General features: G+C 39.7%; 18 protein-coding genes. 10 read left to right on the top strand and 8 right to left on the bottom strand.

The annotated features are described in order from the left end of the window. The first annotated feature begins 140 nt into the window (after positions 1-140). Entirely contained in the window at positions 141-326 is a 186-nt protein-coding gene (locus AWW72_RS07925; RefSeq protein ID WP_005257226.1) for a sporulation protein Cse60, read from the top strand. Positions 327-516: 190 nt separating this feature from the next. After that, entirely contained in the window at positions 517-984 is a 468-nt protein-coding gene (locus AWW72_RS07920; RefSeq protein ID WP_047426982.1) for a hypothetical protein, read from the top strand. 164 nt (positions 985-1,148) lie between these two features. On the opposite strand, the gene AWW72_RS07915 is transcribed toward AWW72_RS07920, so the two are convergent. The 3 genes from AWW72_RS07915 to AWW72_RS07905 form a co-directional block, all read right to left on the bottom strand. Then, the gene (locus AWW72_RS07915) at positions 1,149-1,694 is read right to left on the bottom strand and encodes a glycine zipper domain-containing protein (RefSeq protein ID WP_047426979.1); all 546 of its coding nucleotides are present in this window, start codon (positions 1,692-1,694) and stop codon (positions 1,149-1,151) included. A 238-nt stretch (positions 1,695-1,932) separates the two neighbouring features. After that, positions 1,933-2,412, bottom strand: coding sequence for a hemerythrin domain-containing protein (locus AWW72_RS07910; protein WP_004771891.1), 480 nt, complete (start codon positions 2,410-2,412; stop codon positions 1,933-1,935). Between the two features lie 154 nt (positions 2,413-2,566). Continuing rightward, positions 2,567-3,019: a hypothetical protein gene (locus tag AWW72_RS07905; RefSeq protein ID WP_062846999.1), complete on the bottom strand. Its 453-nt coding sequence runs from the start codon at positions 3,017-3,019 to the stop codon at positions 2,567-2,569. Positions 3,020-3,310: 291 nt separating this feature from the next. Here AWW72_RS07905 and AWW72_RS07900 point away from each other — a divergent pair, with 291 nt between their 5' ends. Beyond that, complete coding sequence (locus AWW72_RS07900; RefSeq protein WP_062846998.1) at positions 3,311-4,981, top strand: FMN-binding glutamate synthase family protein; 1,671 nt, start codon at positions 3,311-3,313, stop codon at positions 4,979-4,981. Between the two features lie 98 nt (positions 4,982-5,079). Here the strand turns inward: AWW72_RS07900 and AWW72_RS07895 are convergent, their stop codons facing one another. The 4 genes from AWW72_RS07895 to AWW72_RS07880 are packed head-to-tail and all read right to left on the bottom strand — an operon-like array spanning position 5,080 to position 8,807. Further along, entirely contained in the window at positions 5,080-6,108 is a 1,029-nt protein-coding gene (locus AWW72_RS07895) for an alpha/beta hydrolase (RefSeq protein ID WP_062846997.1), read from the bottom strand. Beyond that, a complete protein-coding gene (locus AWW72_RS07890; protein WP_062846996.1) occupies positions 6,108-7,241 on the bottom strand; it encodes a YdcF family protein in 1,134 nt (377 codons plus the stop codon). Before AWW72_RS07890 ends, AWW72_RS07895 begins: the two co-directional genes overlap by 1 nt. Positions 7,242-7,249: 8 nt before the next feature. After that, positions 7,250-8,284: a UDP-N-acetylmuramate dehydrogenase gene (gene murB / locus AWW72_RS07885; protein WP_062846995.1), complete on the bottom strand. Its 1,035-nt coding sequence runs from the start codon at positions 8,282-8,284 to the stop codon at positions 7,250-7,252. 13 nt (positions 8,285-8,297) lie between these two features. Then, on the bottom strand, positions 8,298-8,807 hold the full coding sequence (locus AWW72_RS07880) for a low molecular weight protein-tyrosine-phosphatase (protein WP_062846994.1): 510 nt from the start codon (positions 8,805-8,807) through the stop codon (positions 8,298-8,300). A 431-nt stretch (positions 8,808-9,238) separates the two neighbouring features. On the opposite strand from AWW72_RS07880, the gene AWW72_RS07875 reads away from it, so the two are divergent. The 6 genes from AWW72_RS07875 to AWW72_RS07850 all read left to right on the top strand — a co-directional run bounded on the left by AWW72_RS07875 (position 9,239) and on the right by AWW72_RS07850 (position 13,434). Continuing rightward, the gene (locus AWW72_RS07875; protein WP_062846993.1) at positions 9,239-9,787 is read left to right on the top strand and encodes a PAAR domain-containing protein; all 549 of its coding nucleotides are present in this window, start codon (positions 9,239-9,241) and stop codon (positions 9,785-9,787) included. A gap of 3 nt (positions 9,788-9,790) precedes the next feature. Then, positions 9,791-10,483, top strand: a complete 693-nt coding sequence (locus tag AWW72_RS07870) for a hypothetical protein (protein ID WP_062846992.1) — start codon at positions 9,791-9,793, stop codon at positions 10,481-10,483. Continuing rightward, entirely contained in the window at positions 10,443-10,916 is a 474-nt protein-coding gene (locus AWW72_RS07865; RefSeq protein WP_062846991.1) for a hypothetical protein, read from the top strand. Before AWW72_RS07870 ends, AWW72_RS07865 begins: the two co-directional genes overlap by 41 nt. A gap of 220 nt (positions 10,917-11,136) precedes the next feature. Next, positions 11,137-11,388, top strand: a complete 252-nt coding sequence (locus AWW72_RS07860; RefSeq protein ID WP_062846990.1) for a PAAR domain-containing protein — start codon at positions 11,137-11,139, stop codon at positions 11,386-11,388. Positions 11,389-11,833: 445 nt separating this feature from the next. Continuing rightward, positions 11,834-12,994 carry an iron-containing alcohol dehydrogenase gene (locus AWW72_RS07855; protein WP_062846989.1) on the top strand — a complete coding sequence of 387 codons (1,161 nt, stop codon included), beginning with the start codon at positions 11,834-11,836 and terminating at the stop codon, positions 12,992-12,994. Next, positions 12,991-13,434: an acyl-CoA thioesterase gene (locus AWW72_RS07850; RefSeq protein ID WP_062846988.1), complete on the top strand. Its 444-nt coding sequence runs from the start codon at positions 12,991-12,993 to the stop codon at positions 13,432-13,434. Before AWW72_RS07855 ends, AWW72_RS07850 begins: the two co-directional genes overlap by 4 nt. A 49-nt stretch (positions 13,435-13,483) precedes the next feature. Here the strand turns inward: AWW72_RS07850 and dnaX are convergent, their stop codons facing one another. After that, positions 13,484-15,436 carry a DNA polymerase III subunit gamma/tau gene (gene dnaX, locus AWW72_RS07845; protein WP_062846987.1) on the bottom strand — a complete coding sequence of 651 codons (1,953 nt, stop codon included), beginning with the start codon at positions 15,434-15,436 and terminating at the stop codon, positions 13,484-13,486. A gap of 202 nt (positions 15,437-15,638) precedes the next feature. Between dnaX and AWW72_RS07840 the strand changes: the two genes are divergently transcribed. Continuing rightward, positions 15,639-16,799, top strand: coding sequence for a cupin domain-containing protein (locus tag AWW72_RS07840; RefSeq protein WP_062847001.1), 1,161 nt, complete (start codon positions 15,639-15,641; stop codon positions 16,797-16,799). The last annotated feature ends 27 nt before the right edge of the window (positions 16,800-16,826 follow it).

Genomic DNA, 16,826 nt, shown 5'->3' with positions numbered 1-16,826 from the left:
TATATCTTTCGACATATATCTCGAAACAAGTTAATAGAAAATTATAAAAACTTTCAAAATCAAAACAAATGATATAAAAAAATTGATTCTTCTGGATTTACCCTAAATAGATACATATTTTTCACGAAGGAGAAATGATAATGGCTAAAATAAAAGCCTTTGAATCTACATCTATTCAAGACTTAGAAAATAATATTAATGAGTGGCTTAGAAATGAGTTAACGAAATATAATCATCAGGTCAATATCAAACAAATCAGCCATAGTTATGCGAATGAAAATACCCTCTTCAAATTTACAGCCCTACTTGTTTATGAATATAACTAAAAGATAGGAATGTCTGATTAAGCTGGAAATCTGGCTTAATCAGCTCTCCTACAATGATTTCGTCATCACTATTTCCTTTACGTTGTTTCTAAACACTCCTACTACTCACAATAACAGGGTTAACGGACACAATAAGAAACCCAAAACGCTTCATAATCACAAAATGACCAGCGTTTAGGGAGAACTTGATATGCCACAATATTTGCGGATAGCTGAAAAAATTTACCAAGAACTTAAGGAAAATAAAGAATTTAGCAATGATCCGTTAGAAAATTTAAATAAATTGATGATTGAGCTTCGTAAAGAAATAAAAGATTCTAAATTAAAATTACTTTATAACTTTATTGATTTTGAAGAGTGTCTCAATAAGCCCAATGCTGAATGTAAAATTCAGCTGGATATTAGCCTTATACCGACCTTAAAGAATGAAGGTGAATTCATCTTATGGTTGGCAGGTTTTATCCAGCGAATTACCACAGATGGGAAGAAAAAGCTGCCACCTATTCGCAAAGAGATACCACCAGAATTCAAATATACCCAGCCTAAAGAAGTCAAGAAAGCCATGCCCGTGCAGCCTGAATACTCTAAAAGTGGAGAATTGATCAACTCCTACTTTAAGTCAGATGAATTTATAGAAGCATTCAATAAAAGCCACTAATTTACAGAAATAGAAGTGGGCTCTTGACCGTTCACACTTCTATGATTTGCTGAAATCATTCAGCAGCCGCCTTTAAGGGCGGTTTTCTTTTGTCTAGACATATTCCAACGTATAAAAAACCCTATTCACAAAGAATAGGGTTTCGAGACTTTAATGAAAACTTTCTATTTGCTCAGATCTGTGGTGCGAGTCCATGCATCACGTGAAGCATGTCGTGCCTCTTCCCAAGACAAACGCGAGTCCGCTTTGCCTTCTTGGTCCCAATGTGTTCTTAACTCAGGTTCGACTTCTTCGAAAGCCACATCAGGATCATATCCATAACGTTTTTCATAACCTAAGCGATATGCACCTCGGTAATCCCGATCATAGTCCAGATCAGGATATTTGGCCTTTGCCTCATTATAATAAGGCTGGTTAAAATAATTTTCGCGCCAGTAAGCATCTTCGACCGTAGGATCAATGGCCTCACCGACTGCATTACCAGCTAATCCACCAACAAAAGCACCCACGGCGCCACCAACTAATGTTCCTACAGGCCCACCAGCACTACCAATGGTAGCACCTGCAACCGCACCACCTGCTGCCCCAACGCCCGTGCCGACTGGATGTGAACCAGGTTCACCGGTAATTGGATCTGCATTTAATTCTTTTTTCACTTCGTCAGATGAATTTTTAATACGTTCACGATCATATTGGTCATTATTTGTCATGGTTATTCTCCTTAAAAATATTTACTTGAAACCTTCTGATGAGATAGAAGTTTCAATCAATGAACTATTTACAGTTTCAGACTAAATAAATTCTTTGTTAAAAACCGTTATAAGAATTTTTTTTAAGTTAATGGCGATGACTTCAAGTAAAGAAAGAAATATATTGAAATAGATATAGAAACTTATTGAAATAAAAACCCTCACAAAGAGGGTATAAATATTTTAAGCTTTATTATATTCAGGTCAGACTATCTTTGTCTTTATTCAAATATTTTGTATATTCTGCCTGATATTTCTGAGCAAGCTCCTTTTTTTGATCGTCTGCTAAAATTTTACCTGCTTGCTGGAAGAAACTATGCTCCTCCTCTTGTAAATGATGATGCACCACTTCAGATAATTTCTTGGCAATCGCAAGCCAACCAGAGTTACTAAATTCAGTCTCTGTGAGTTTTTCCAGTAATTCATCCATTTCATGGTGCTCAGATAAAGCATGTCGGGTGATGTTCAACCCTGCATCAGACATCATCAATGGAATATATAGAAAGCGATCCTCAGCTACTGCATGCGCAAATAGCTCATTTTTTAACAATTCAAATAGCTCTCTTCTTTCTGGTGTATCTCCAGAGGTTTGGATGAGCTTTTCAGAAAACGCTCTTTGCTTTTCATGACTTTCTCGCAAAGCTTCAAATATCGTCAATTCTTTTTCACGTTTTGGCATGTTTTATCTCTTTAGGCTATAGTGAAAAATTTATATTAAAAATCAGTTTGATAAACTATTTCTAAGAACACTTTATTTTAATATCTTACTGGCTTCTACTCATTTAAGGAGTATTGATGCTGGATCAACACTCCTCCATCATGGCAATGTTTGGCTAATGTCGATTGAAACTATTGGTAAAATCTCCATGCTTAAAATAGGAAATTATCTGTTCTGCATTTTGATCATTGCTCATGAATCCGATCTGCTTAAGGTCGCTATGCACTGTAAATTCGGGTGGGATATTTTCTACAATCGGCGGAGTTCTCTTTTTCCCGCCTACCGTAATTTTCTCAATGAATCCCGCTAACCACAGCACAAACTCATCCTGATATTTATAATTTGGAATTAAACTGACATCTATATTTAAGTAACCATCTATAATCTGGTTCTTAAAACCAGAATTAAACTCAATAAAATTATAAATAAGCTTCATATCCGTCCCTTTCAGCTCTTTACGAATTTGCTTGAGTAAATAATTGATACATTCGGCTGGGGCTTGCGTAAACTTATTTTCGTCTTTAAGGTTTTTATAAACTTTTTCAGCAATACGCAAATATTGTGGCATTTCGAGGGTCCTCCACTTTTTTGTATTCTTCCTTATTATCTAAAATTCATTTTTTCAATTTGTAATCATTTTTACTTTTATTGTGTCCTGTATTGTCTTTATGATAATAGATTCATATTTAGTAATAATTATAGAATATTTAGCTCCAAATCTAATTTTTTGTATCCATGTAAGCCATAAAAACTCAATTCATAAGAGAACAATTCTCATATCTAACAATTCGTTACTTGTGGTTCAGGCTAGTTCTTGGCATCGTTTGTCCATTGCTTTATTTTTAGGAATCTCCTGGCTATGGCTAGTCCAGCACAAGCTATAAGACATAAATTACTTAACACTTTCTTTTCAAGACATTCTGTTTGGTTTCTTTGTATTTTCATTGCCTTAAGTATTACGTGGTTCAAAACAATTTATACCCCACATAGTATTTATTACTTTATTTCAGACACCTTGCTCAATGGTCTGTGGTTAGTCACCAGTTTGCTCAGTTTGGTAGGCCTCCATGATTTATTGCAAAAGAAACATGCCATTTTAAGAAACTACCCGATTCTTGGACATTTCCGTTTTATTTTTGAAGATGTTCGTCCAGAAATCCGTCAGTATTTCATTGAATCAGATCAGGATGCGCTTCCCTTTTCACGCATGCAACGTAGTCTGGTTTATCAACGTGCCAAGAATGAAAATGCAGATAAACCGTTTGGGTCAATTATTGATGTTTATGATCCAAATTACCGTTTTATTGTCCATTCAATTGCACCTTGCCCGCCATCTGATCCAGCTTCATTCCGTGTACAGATTGGTAATGCACAATGTAGCCAGCCTTACAGCGCATCGATTATGAATATCTCTGCAATGAGTTTTGGCAGTTTGAGTGCAAATGCGATTCGTGCACTCAATAAAGGTGCAGCTTTGGGGAACTTTTATCATGACACAGGCGAAGGTAGCTTAAGTCCTTACCATTTAGAAAATGGTGGTGACATTGTCTGGCAAATTGCCAGTGGCTATTTCGGCTGCCGTACGCCACAAGGTCTGTTTTCACCAGAAAAATTTGCTGAACAGGCAAAAAATCCAAAGATCAAAATGATTGAGGTGAAACTTTCTCAAGGTGCAAAACCGGGTCATGGCGGTATTTTGCCAAAGCATAAGATTACAGAAGAAATTGCCGCTATCCGTGGTATTTCCCGTGATCATGACTGTATTTCACCGTCTAAACACCCAAGCTTTAATACCCCGATTGAAATGATGCATTTTATCCAGCAGCTCCGTGAACTTTCTGGAGGCAAACCGGTTGGCTTTAAATTATGTATTGGTCAGCCTTGGCAGTTTATGAGCATCGTGAAAGCCATGCTGGAAACTAAAATTGTGCCTGATTTTGTTGTGGTAGATGGTTCAGAAGGAGGTACAGGTGCAGCGCCAATCGAGTTCAGTGACTATATTGGTACCCCTTTAAGAGAAGGTTTACGCTTTGTACATAACACGCTGGTCGGTGCTGGGCTACGAGACCAAATCAAAATTGGTGCCAGTGGTAAAATGATCAGCGCCTTCGATATTGCCAGTACTTTTGCATTGGGCGCAGACTGGGTCAATTCAGCGCGCGGCTTCATGTTTGCCGTAGGCTGTATTCAGGCACAAAGCTGTCATACCAACCAATGTCCAGTAGGTGTTGCGACACAAGATAAAGACCGTCAAAAAGCGATTGATGTACCAAGTAAAGCAGAACGTGTCTTTAACTTCCATAAGAACACCCTGCATGCGCTTTCTGAAATGATCGCTGCGGCTGGTCTCAATCATCCTTCAGAGATTAAAGCTCATCATTTAGCTCAACGTATGAATGATCGTGAAATTAAAAACTATGCACAGATCCATTTCTTCTTAAAGGAAAATGAGTTGTTGCTTAGCGACTTAAAAGATGAAGACAATTTCTACTATCGCATGTGGAAACTTGCCGACCCAAATCATTTCTAATCGTTGTAAAAAAAGCCACTTTCGAGTGGCTTTTTTATGGCATATAGAACAATTAATTAACGGGTAATTAAACAATAAACAGCAGAAATTCAGCTAAATCAGTAATAATAATGGTTAGGTTTCGCATGTAAAAATGCGGGAATCAGACCAGTCAGCGCCGCACGAATATCCGCACGCTCATTAATCAGTTGGTGTGAGCCTTCTTCTAACATCAGCAAGGTCTGTAATCGAAATTTGCGACGAATATATTCAATGTTATAACGCCAATCCACAGTTTGATCGAGTGCCCCCTGCGCTAACCAGACTGGAATACGACAAGCCGGGCGCTGCTCCATTTCAAGCATCCACTTCGACATCGCAAGAATCCAATCCATCCCCATCATACGAGGCTGCAAAGGATCAGTTAGGCGGATAAAACGTAGAAACTCGGGGTTGTGATTATTACGACGGAAATGTCGCGGCACTTGACTCTTAATACGGCGGATAATACCCAGCCCGACCGAGTTATGCCACCATGCCGTTTTTGCCGGTCGAATCAATGGAGAAAGTAATAAAACCCGATCCACAATTGGGTCTTCGCGACGTTCAGCAAATTCGAGTAAATGATGCATCCAGATGGCACCACCCGTACTTTGCCCAATACCCAACCACGGTTTTGGTAATTGCTTGGCACCACGAACTGCATCATAAACAGCATGTAAGACTTGCTGATAATGATCAAAATTCTGAATACTCGCAGGTGAACCATTACTGAGACCATGTCCAGGAAGATCATAGGTCACAATACTAAAGCCCTGATCCAGAATTTCCTTGATAATGGGTTGATAAATACCACTATGTTCCAAATAACCATGTAATAAGCACACGGTACCCTGAATCTTTTGCTGTTTCGGCTGGAACACCTGCACATGCAAACGGAACAAAGGCATTTCGACATACCCTTGCCAATGTTTACAATCCAGTAAATTTAAACCATAGAGTTTGCGATAAGCCTGTAATGGTTTTGATGGCTCGACAATCGCCGATAAATCCAACGGTTCCAGTACCTGTGGTGTGGTTTCACGATTTGGAACAGGCAAATCCAGTTGTTTTAGAATTGTCGGATTTAAAAATGGAATATTGGACATTATGGTATCTCTCGACAATCACTTGAACCAATCAACATATCACGAATTGTTGCCAGCATTTCGTAGTTTGCACGGCGACTGTGGTCATAGTTTTGTTCGCTAGGACGCCAATCTGTCAAAGTGGTTGGCATAGGTGCAATGACAGGAACCGTTTCAATACCGCTTAAGGCAAATAAACGGCGGGTACGAGGCATGTGATATTCATCGGTAATGAGGATCACCGTTGGCGCCCCACCTTTCTTTTGTAGCAATAAAGAGCTGAATCTGGTGTTTTCACAGGTATTCATACTTCTATTTTCAAGAAGTTTTGCCTCTATGCCACGCTCTTTTAACCACGCCTGCATATAAGGCGCTTCAACACCACTCAACACGATAGGCAAAGCATATTTTTTCTCGACCTGAAGCGTTTTTTCCAAACGCAAACGGGTGTAATTGTTTACCACGATATCTTTACCATTTGCGCCCAGCGTTAAACCGCCGCCCAGCACAACAATGGCATTTGGCTGAGAAATATTTTGTGGTTCAGGTGTACCATCTTTATTCTTTTTCAGCTCAATCAGATCTTTATTGGTCTCGTCTTTATCATCTTCATTGACAGGTAATTCGATTGGATAAGTTTCTAAAAAAGCAATGTATTTACCCATCAAAGCCTGATTATCAGGTGTATTCCACTGCAGAAAATCTAATGGCGTTGTAATGGTGACTGCTGAACTTGCCTGATCCTGATCAGGTCGCTCACCCATCAAGGGAATATTCGGTTGCTTCTTTTCTTCAGCACTTTCTTTTTCCTGCTCCTCAGCAATCAGCTCTTGCAGCAATTTATAACGTGCCTGAATCAGTCTTAAATCTTCAGATTTCTCTGACTGAAAAGATCTTTCCATCAACTTGAGATAAGCCTGTCGTGCAATCCATAGATTCGAGCCAGGTTCTAAAGTCTCATGCTCACTCAAAGCTGCGGGTTTTTGGCTTTGTGCTGCGACCTCATTCACATCTACAGGCACAAAGCGGTTGAGCCCTTTAACCACCAGTTGTGAATAAAAAGGTGAATATAAAAAAAGTACAAAACAGCCCAATAGCACAAATAATATGGTAATTACTCGTACTAAACTGACCATCCAATGCACTTTAGCCATAAATCTCCTCATCCACTATGCGCTTGAATCAAACCGTGTTCACTATATAACACAGGTTCAGGTTCGAGCTGAATACTAAACTTTTGTTTTACATCACTTTGTACAGCCTGATAGGTATTTTTTACATCCGTCAGTGCTGCATCGGCATAATTGACCAAAACCAAAGCCTGCTTGTGAAACATCCCAACTGGCCCTAATTGCTTACCTTTCCAGCCCGTTTGGTCAATCAACCAGCCTGCTGCCACTTTAACATTGCTATTCGGCTGTGGATAATGCGGTATGTTAGGAAATTGTTGAGTAATTTTGTCAAATTCAGCTTGAGACAAGATCGGGTTCTTGAAAAAACTTCCCACATTCGGGAATTCTTTCGGATCTGGTAACTTGCTTTGACGAATAAGAATGACCTGATTTTGTAAATTTTCTGCGTTAAGCTCATCGCCCACAGCTTGCTTTAAGTCACCATAATTCAATCTGAGATCCGCTTTTTTCAGCAGTTTAAAAGTGACACTCACGATGATGTAACGATCTGGATCATCTTTGAAAATACTGTGACGATAAGCAAAATGACAAGCTTGAGCTGGAATGGAGTCAAACTGTTTCAATTTACGGTCGTAAACCTGAACAGAATCAATAAACTCTCCTGCTTCGACACCATAAGCACCAATATTCTGTACTGGAGAGGCACCCACCAAACCTGGGATCAAAGCCAGATTTTGTAAACCGAACCACTGCTGCTGAGTGCTGTATAAAACAAAGTCGTGCCAGACTTGACCCGCACCGACCTTAACAGTCACCGTATCCGCATCCTGAGTAACAACATCAATGCCCTGAATATTTAAGTGAACAACCAAAGCCTGTATTTGCTGTGGCAATAACACATTACTACCGCCAGACAATACCAGAACATTAAGTTGCTGCTTTTCAGCAAAATCCAGCGCTGCAATCACATCATTTGGCTGATTGATCTGAACATAATGTGAAGCAATAGCATTAAGATTTAATGTATTTAAACGTTTAAGCGAAACCTGCTCTTGTACTTGCATGTTAAATTAAATCCTATGACCCTGCTGTTATCTGCTTTTTAAAAATATCAACCCATGCTTTACTGCTTGATTCACACTGATCCAGCACACGATCAAAACCATCTGCGCCACCATAATAAGGATCTGGAACAGCTTGCTGCTTGAATTGAGGATCATGCTCACTCATCAAGGCGATTTTTGCCCGAATCTGTGCTGCACCAAATTGCTGAGACGCTTTTTGCATGAGTGCCTGAATATCATCTAAGTTTTCATGATCCATTGCCAAAATTAGGTCAAACTCAACAAAATCATTCAGGTTAATTTGTCTTGCACGCAATGCTGACAAATCATAACCACGCTGCGTGGCATGTTGCTGACTGCGTGCATCAGGCGCCTTGTTGGGATGATAGTTACTGGTTCCAGCTGAATCGACAAGCACGTCCAAGCCATGTGCATCACAATAATGTCTGAGAATTGCCTCTGCGGTTGGAGATCGGCAAATATTGCCTAAACAGACACATAAGACTTTATACTGTGTTTTCATTACAAAACAGTTCCGACCATTTAAATGTTGAGGAGATAAAAATATTGCCTGCAAAATTCCCGCAAACAAAGGCACCGCATGTAAAACTCATTATGCATGAATTGACCATTGTGACATCCCGTATTTTGTCAAAACTTGCATTGATTTGAAAGGACATCGTGTTGATCATTATTGAAAATTCTTTATGAATATGTACTTTTTTGGAATTAAGGATGGTCGCTATTACTCTTAGGCCTCGAAGTCCTACATAACGACTAAATTTAGATAAGTCTACATTCGCGAACCTGCTAAGCACATAGTTCAGGTAATAAATTTTTATTTAAAATATCTTACCAACATTTAATTAGTTTTTAAAAAAACTAAACAGTATAGTCTGTATATGTACTGTTATTATCCCCTCACAATAATTAAACAGAGGGTAAAAACTAACAATGGCGACACCTTATATTGTAGTCGGCTGCCCCACAACTGGCGGCGGGCAAGTTATATCAGGCAACAGCATGTTCCTGATCGAAGGCATTCCAATCGCTTGTGTTGGTGATAAAGCTACATGCCCGAAGCATAAAACGGTTGCTACGATTATCTCTGGCGATCCGTGCATGCAGATCTTTGGCAAAGCTGCGGCAAGAGTCAATGACTCACTTTCATGCGGCTGTAAGTTACTAATCAAACAGAGTCTTGTTGTACAAGATAACGGCTCTTCAGCAGGCGCAAGCCAAGCTAAATCTAGTGCTGTAGTAGCGCAGAATAATCTTGTTGCCCAGAGTGATGATTACGGCGTGAAGTTCCTTTTACTAGATGAGCAAACAGGCACACCACTAATCGAGCAGTACTTCAAGTTGGTTACACCTGATGGAAAATTACTTGAAGGATTTACCGATGAAACTGGTCACACTGAGATTGCAGAAACAGGTAAAGAAGCTAAAGAAGTTGACTTAACTACTTTTGACTTATCCGAACCATTACCAGAGTGGAAATAAGTAATGACTGCACCACATGATAGAAATGTTTACCCAGATTCAATAGCAGGTTTCCCTACTGAACAAAAGGTTTGTGTCATTACAGAGCCTTTGTGTAATCAATATATAAAAGAGCGTAATTATTATTTAGCTCGCCCTTATAACTTTTTGTTAGATATAGAGCAATGGTCCGAAGTGGCACAAAATGGTATAGAACTTTTGATGGCTGTAAGGTTCGGGATGGAATATGATGTTAATACGTTCCCAGATGGCTTTATGCATGACATTGCATTTCACACACAAATGTATCTTAAGTTCCATAACTATGTACTAAAGCACTCCTTAAAAGAAATTCCGAAAATTGTAGGTGAGTTTCAGCAAACTGCATTTAAAGTCAGGTTTCTCAGCACTTTTGCCGTCAATGATTTGCGTGAGTTAAGAAATTTAGGCCCATTTGCACAAGGTAAAGGTGCCGTTAAGTCCCTTAAAGACCTAAACAAGACTCTCAGTAAATTGAATGTACTTAATGCAACACGAGACTTAGAGTTATTGGCCAAAAATGGCGGTCCTCTGCATATTAATAGGGATATGTTTAAAAGAGTGTTTAAAAAAGACTTTAACCCCAGAATGGTTCAAATATTTAAAGATCAAAGGATTTATAAAGGAGACCCTAATAATGTTCAAACCAATGAATTTAAAGAAAAGTTTGGCTATTAGCATCAGCGTTTACCTTTCATTAATGACCGGATGTGCAAATACCCCCGATGCAGGTGAAACACTAAAGAATGGTGGTGATGGTGCGGCTGGTATGCTTTTAATTGATTCAGAAGTTTATCGTAAGGCAGCGAATAGACAACTCGATGCAGTCACAGTCGAGTTACTATTTTCAACTATTGCCAAAATGTCTGTACTTGAAAGATACGAGAAAGACAGTAAAGGCACTTATTTACTGGAAGATACTTTCAATGTGGGCAATGCTAATCAATTCTGCTGGGTAAACAAATTTTTGTTAGAACATAGAAAAGAAATACCTGCTAACCTTGACTATTCAGATACTTATAAATGGGTAGACGCTAAGCAATTGGTTCTTGTGAATATGCTAAACGAAACTTTAGGCGATAAAAGAATGAAAAATGATTGTAGATCCTAATTCTATTTAAGTGTAATAAAATGCCAATCCTTAAAATTGGCATTTTTAATTTATATATTTTTTATCAATTTAAGTTGTACAACCCAAGTTATTTACCAACTTGTCAAAGGATGGATTAGAAGAAATATTAAATAAATATTTTAGACTGACTGGTCAATAGACAGAACTGTCTTTATTTAATAAAATAGCGCGGTAAATCGTTGCCGTGAGTAAATTTTATATGCCAATTCGATATATCGTTGTAGGGTGTCCCACAACTGGTGGTGGTAAAGTGATCACAGGCAATCGTAATTTTTTAGTCAACGGTCAAGCAATTGCATGTATCGGGGATGAAGCAACCTGTCCGAAGCATACTGGTGTTTCGATCATCATCACAGGTGACTCTACAACTCAGCTTGGCGGTAGATCAGTTGCACGCATTCATGACTCACTTTCTTGTGGATGTAAGTTACTTCAGCCAGAAGAAGCCTAGGCTGCGTCCGAAGTCTTTGATCAATATCCTCCATTTTATGGTTAAAGGATATGAAGCTATCTATCACTTTAAAAATATTCACTCATCAATAATCTTCCAGCGGCAGGCTTCCCTTTTATCTGCTTAGAACTGCAATATTTTCCAATAATAAAAATAACTGCCGACTCAAACAATGTATTCGAAGTATTTAAGGCTCGGGATATGTTCAGAGTAAAATTTACATGGAACATCAAAAATTTTTAAGCACAAGAAAAAAACAAGATTCATTATTATTTTCAACAATTTGAATAATAAACTATCTAAATATTTATACATTACTGGGAATGGTATCAACAGCTCAAAATTACACTTTTCAAGCGCATCTTATGTTAATTTATTTGAGCAATGACCTATAGTCACACGATAAGAAATATAGTATTTATGATGAAAAAATAAGGATGTATGTATGAACCCGTTTCAATTTCAAACCGTTCCCAATATCATTGCGGGTCTAGGTTCTATACAAGAACTTAAAAATATTTTAACTCAACATAATTATCATAAAGCGCTGATCGTGACCGATGCAGGCATGATTCAGCATCAGTTGCATCAGCCGATTCTTGATATTTTACAAGAGATTGATTTGGCTCATATCATCTATTCAGATATTCAGGCTGATCCACCCGAACATATCGTTTTAGAAGCCATAGATTTTGCCAAGCAAGAAAAGATTGATGTCATCATAGGCTTTGGCGGTGGCAGTTCAATGGATGTTGCCAAAATCATTGCTTTGCTTGCACACCCAGAGCAGCAACAGCAGCTCAGTGAAATCTATGGTGTCAATCAAGCCAAAGCACCACGCTTACCGCTTATCTTGATACCAACCACCGCAGGTACAGGCTCTGAAGTTACCCCGATCTCGATAGTCACCACAGGTGCAACCACCAAAATGGGCGTGGTCTCTCCGATCCTCTATGCGGATGTCGCCATTTTAGATGCAACTTTTACACAGGGACTTCCTGCACATATCACGGCGGCAACAGGTATAGATGCAATGGTTCATGCCATTGAAGCTTATACCTCGAACATTAAAAAGAACTTTTATGCCGATATGCTGGCGAAAAATGCGTTGAAATTACTGAATCATAATCTGGCTAAAGTTCTCAAGAATGGTGCTGATCTGGAAGCGCGCCAGAATATGTTAGTTGGTTCAATGTTAGCAGGTCAGGCGTTTGCCAATGCACCAGTAGGTGCAGTCCATGCACTCGCCTATCCGCTGGGTGGACATTTCCACCTATCACACGGACATACCAATGCATTGGTACTGGTCGAGGTATTAAAATTTAATGCACCCAAAGCCAAACAGCATTATGCGGAATTAATGCAACTCTTAGATCCACGAAGTACAGGCTGTACAGATGGCTTATGTGATTTGTTTATTGATCATATGCAGAATCATCTAGATCAAAGTGGCCTGACTTTAAAATTAAAAGATTTGAATGTTCCAGAGGCCAAACTTGCTCAACTGGCTAAAGATGCCATGCTGCAAACCCGACTCTTGCAAAACAATCCAAGAGAAATGACTGAACAAGATGCTTTACAGATTTATCAGGCGATTTATGCATGAGTAAACCCATTTTAAAAACACGAGAACAATTTAAATTCTTTTTTCCCATCCAGACCCGTTGGGCTGATAATGATATCTATGGTCATGTCAACAATGTGACCTACTATAGTTATTTCGATACAGCTGCCAATTCATTGCTGATTCAAAAAACTGGTTTCGACATTCACAACAGTGAAATTATTGGTCTAGTGGTCGATTCAGCATGTAGCTTTCTACAGGAACTTTCATTCCCCGAAATAGTTGAGGTTGGTGTAGCGATAGGAAAAATTGGCAACTCATCGCTTAGATATGAGCTGGCGATTTTTAAACAGGATCAGCCCCAAGCAGCGGCACAAGGGCATTTTGTGCATGTATTTGTTGATCGTGAACATCGAAAAAGTACTGCTATTCCTCCAGCAATACGGGAAGTTCTTGAGCAATATTTGCTGCCGAGTGAATAAAGCTAATATAAAGAAGCAAAGCGATTAAGCTTTGCTTCTTTATTAACGCTTAAGGTTTCAATTGAATATTATGCAATTCTGCATCGAAGGTTTCGACCAAGCTCTTGATGGTCGGTTCCTGATGTAGCAATTCGACGGCACGATTAAATGCTTTTTGCTTACGTTGATTCTGCATCAACAACGGCGTGTTTGAATCCACCGCACCATATTGCACATTAAAATGCGTTTGAGGCCATTGCGCTTTTAAAGCATCTTCCAAACCATGTTGTAACTGTGACAGCATGCCTTCATATTCCTGAGGAATCAGGAAGATAGATGCGCCATTGATCTGGCCTTGCATAATGCCATGTTGTGCCAACTCTTGCACCGCAGGCGAAAGCTGGCTGGTTCTAAACCAGTATTCCCACTTTTCCAGATTCCATTCGCCTTCCAAGCTCTGCTCACGCAACTTAAGAATATCTTGCGGCATTAAATTGCTCAAATCTTCTTGAGTAGAAGCAACCGCATTCGCTGTTAACTCAACAGAGATTTCCGCCACTGGTTCATCGATAACAGTAACAGCTTGTTCTGTCGCCATCACAGGCTGTGACTCTAGAGACAACTCATCTACTGGCGGCGCTGTTTCAGTATTCTCTTCAACTGGGAAAATCAGAACGTCTTCCGAATCTGTAATACTCGATTGAACAATTTCTGCCTGCGCTGAAGTTTCCAGCCCGATCAACTGACCTGCTTCTGCATCAAACACCATCAAATTGCTATCTGAATTTTGCGCAACAGGTTCAGGTTCAGGTTCAACACTAACTGCTTCTTGCTGAACTGCAAGCTGATTTTCTGGATTTAAATTTTGTACTGGTTGCTGAACTGCCGGTGCTGCAATCTGGGTAACTGGCGTTGCACTTACAGTGACTTCATTTAAGCTCATCGGTCTAAACGCAAGTAAGCGTAACACCGTCATTTCAAAGCCTTGCTCCTGCGTCACTGCAAGTTGTAGCTCAGCACGCCCTTTGCACGCAATTTGATAATAAAGCTGTAAGTCCTGAGCAGAAATTGACTTCGAAAGTTGCAAAATTTTCTGATTGATTTCTTCACTATATTTCAGTGCAAGATCTGGTAAATATTGCAATAAAGCCAGCTCATGTAAGGTTGAAACCAGTTGATCCAGAACCAGAGACACATCGAGAGCTTGCTGTCTAAATTGCAACAATAACTGACTCACGCGTGCTTGCTGATTTTGATGAATCGCCAAAATCAGGTCATAAATAATAGTTCGGTCAATCAGGCCCAACATATCTTTAACATCTTGATGATGTACGGCGCCCTGACCATAGGCAATCGCCTGATCTGTTAATGACAATGCATCACGTAAAGAGCCTTGTGCAGACTCGGCAATTTGCCAAATCGCATCCTGATCCGCTTCAATATGTTCTTTATTTAAAATCGCGCTTAAATGTTCTGTAATTTCATCAACGGCCAAAGGACGCAAGGTAAATTGCAAGCAACGCGAGATGACAGTAATCGGTAATTTTTGTGGATCTGTGGTCGCAAACAGGAATTTGACATGTTCAGGCGGTTCTTCCAAGGTCTTTAACAAGGCATTGAATGAATGCGTTGAGAGCATGTGTACTTCATCGATCAGGTAGACTTTGAAACGACCTTGCGTTGGTGCATAAGGAACATTGTCAAGTAACTCACGGGTATCTTCTACTTTGGTTCGTGATGCCGCATCGATTTCAATCAAGTCAATAAAGCGGCCTTCATTCACCGCTTTACATGTGGTACATACTTCGCACGGCGTCGACGTTACACCTGTTTCACAGTTCAAGCATTTGGCTAAAATACGGGCAATTGTGGTTTTACCAACGCCACGCGTACCCGTAAACAAATAGGCATGGTGCAAACGACCGCGTTCCAGTGCGCTGGTTAAAGCACGAGAAACATGGTTTTGCCCCACTAACTCATTGAAATTACGTGGACGGTATTTTCTTGCCAGTACTTGATACATGTATGCTCCTTTTCGCCTGTTAAGCATACTGTTTTTTTGAAAGACTGTGAACGAATACGCGTCCAATTGATCAAGATTAAGTACATTCTTTAATTTTTAAGGCTGATTTCTAGCGTTTCTCTTGGTTTTATACAAGACTTGCACCAACATTCAACTCAAGGGACAATACACACCAATTTAAATGTTGTTGGTTTCATTTCCCATGTCTCAATCTTTAGCGGTACTCGGCGGCATTACCGCAGAACAATTTCTTAATGAATATTGGCAAAAAAAACCTTTACTGATTCGTAATGCCATGCCTGAAATTATTGGCCTCTTAGAGCCAGCAGATGTACAAGAGCTTGCATTGGAAGAACACGTCACTGCCCGCCTGATTCGTCAAAAAAATAAAAATCCAAATGAGTGGCATGTTAAATCAGCGCCACTGACCAAAGGTGACTTCCAGAAATTACCGAATCTATGGACACTGTTAGTTCAGGCAGTTGATCATTACTCATTCGATATTGCAGAGTTATGGAAAAAATTTCCGTTTATCCCGCAATGGCGTCGCGATGACATCATGGTGTCTTATGCGCCAAAAGGCGGTTCGGTTGGAAAACACTTCGATTTTTATGATGTGTTCTTGGTACAAGGTCATGGCCATCGTCGTTGGCAATTAGGTCAAATGTGTGACGAATCAACCCAATTTATTCCAGATCAGCCATTAAAACTTTTAGCTGAAATGGATGTGCATTTTGATGAAGTGCTCGCACCAGGCGACTTACTCTATGTACCACCTGGCTTATCGCATTACGGCGTTGCAGAAGATGATTGCTTAACCTTCTCATTTGGTTTCCGTATGCCAAATCTTTCAGAGATGATTGATCAGGTCAGTGATAAATTCGCAGAAAATACCTCACTCAAGAATCCATTGGCAGATATCGCACGTCAACAGACTGCACATCTGGGTGAAATTAACAGCACTGAGTTTGCCTATTTAAAAACTCAACTATTAGACTACCTCACCCAAGCGCCTGAATTTGATGCTGCAATCATGGCCTACATGAGTGAAGCAAGATATCCAAATAACATTCCTGAACCTGAAGAAGTGGATGCGAATGATGTGGCTGAAGTGATTGGTGCGGATTACCAGATTATTTTAGAGCCTGCTTCAAGATTACTTTACAGAAAACAGGGCGATTCTTTTGAATTCTGGGCAAATGGCGATACAGTTTGTATATCGGCAGCATTCATGCCTTATTTAAAACAAATTGCAGATGGTGAAAGCCTATTACTGGATGAACGTTTTAATGAAGCGGAAATTCTGGAAGATATCGCACTCTTGCTCAACAATGCGATTGTGATGTTATTACCGCCAAATTAAACCCTATCCTCTCCAACATTCTGGCCC

Source organism: Acinetobacter sp. NRRL B-65365, from assembly GCF_001605865.1.
GTDB classification, from domain to species: domain Bacteria; phylum Pseudomonadota; class Gammaproteobacteria; order Pseudomonadales; family Moraxellaceae; genus Acinetobacter; species Acinetobacter vivianii.
The sequence above is the reverse complement of the archived record's forward strand: the minus strand, read 5'-3'. Positions and strand labels throughout refer to the sequence as shown.

Coding starts and splice junctions, on each gene's coding strand:
- AWW72_RS07925 (WP_005257226.1), top strand. CDS start 141: ATGGCTAAAATAAAAGCCTTTGAATCTACATCTATTCAAGACTTAGAA.
- AWW72_RS07920 (WP_047426982.1), top strand. CDS start 517: ATGCCACAATATTTGCGGATAGCTGAAAAAATTTACCAAGAACTTAAG.
- AWW72_RS07915 (WP_047426979.1), bottom strand. CDS start 1,694: ATGACAAATAATGACCAATATGATCGTGAACGTATTAAAAATTCATCT.
- AWW72_RS07910 (WP_004771891.1), bottom strand. CDS start 2,412: ATGCCAAAACGTGAAAAAGAATTGACGATATTTGAAGCTTTGCGAGAA.
- AWW72_RS07905 (WP_062846999.1), bottom strand. CDS start 3,019: ATGCCACAATATTTGCGTATTGCTGAAAAAGTTTATAAAAACCTTAAA.
- AWW72_RS07900 (WP_062846998.1), top strand. CDS start 3,311: ATGGCTAGTCCAGCACAAGCTATAAGACATAAATTACTTAACACTTTC.
- AWW72_RS07895 (WP_062846997.1), bottom strand. CDS start 6,108: ATGTCCAATATTCCATTTTTAAATCCGACAATTCTAAAACAACTGGAT.
- AWW72_RS07890 (WP_062846996.1), bottom strand. CDS start 7,241: ATGGCTAAAGTGCATTGGATGGTCAGTTTAGTACGAGTAATTACCATA.
- murB (WP_062846995.1), bottom strand. CDS start 8,284: ATGCAAGTACAAGAGCAGGTTTCGCTTAAACGTTTAAATACATTAAAT.
- AWW72_RS07880 (WP_062846994.1), bottom strand. CDS start 8,807: ATGAAAACACAGTATAAAGTCTTATGTGTCTGTTTAGGCAATATTTGC.
- AWW72_RS07875 (WP_062846993.1), top strand. CDS start 9,239: ATGGCGACACCTTATATTGTAGTCGGCTGCCCCACAACTGGCGGCGGG.
- AWW72_RS07870 (WP_062846992.1), top strand. CDS start 9,791: ATGACTGCACCACATGATAGAAATGTTTACCCAGATTCAATAGCAGGT.
- AWW72_RS07865 (WP_062846991.1), top strand. CDS start 10,443: ATGTTCAAACCAATGAATTTAAAGAAAAGTTTGGCTATTAGCATCAGC.
- AWW72_RS07860 (WP_062846990.1), top strand. CDS start 11,137: ATGCCAATTCGATATATCGTTGTAGGGTGTCCCACAACTGGTGGTGGT.
- AWW72_RS07855 (WP_062846989.1), top strand. CDS start 11,834: ATGAACCCGTTTCAATTTCAAACCGTTCCCAATATCATTGCGGGTCTA.
- AWW72_RS07850 (WP_062846988.1), top strand. CDS start 12,991: ATGAGTAAACCCATTTTAAAAACACGAGAACAATTTAAATTCTTTTTT.
- dnaX (WP_062846987.1), bottom strand. CDS start 15,436: ATGTATCAAGTACTGGCAAGAAAATACCGTCCACGTAATTTCAATGAG.
- AWW72_RS07840 (WP_062847001.1), top strand. CDS start 15,639: ATGTCTCAATCTTTAGCGGTACTCGGCGGCATTACCGCAGAACAATTT.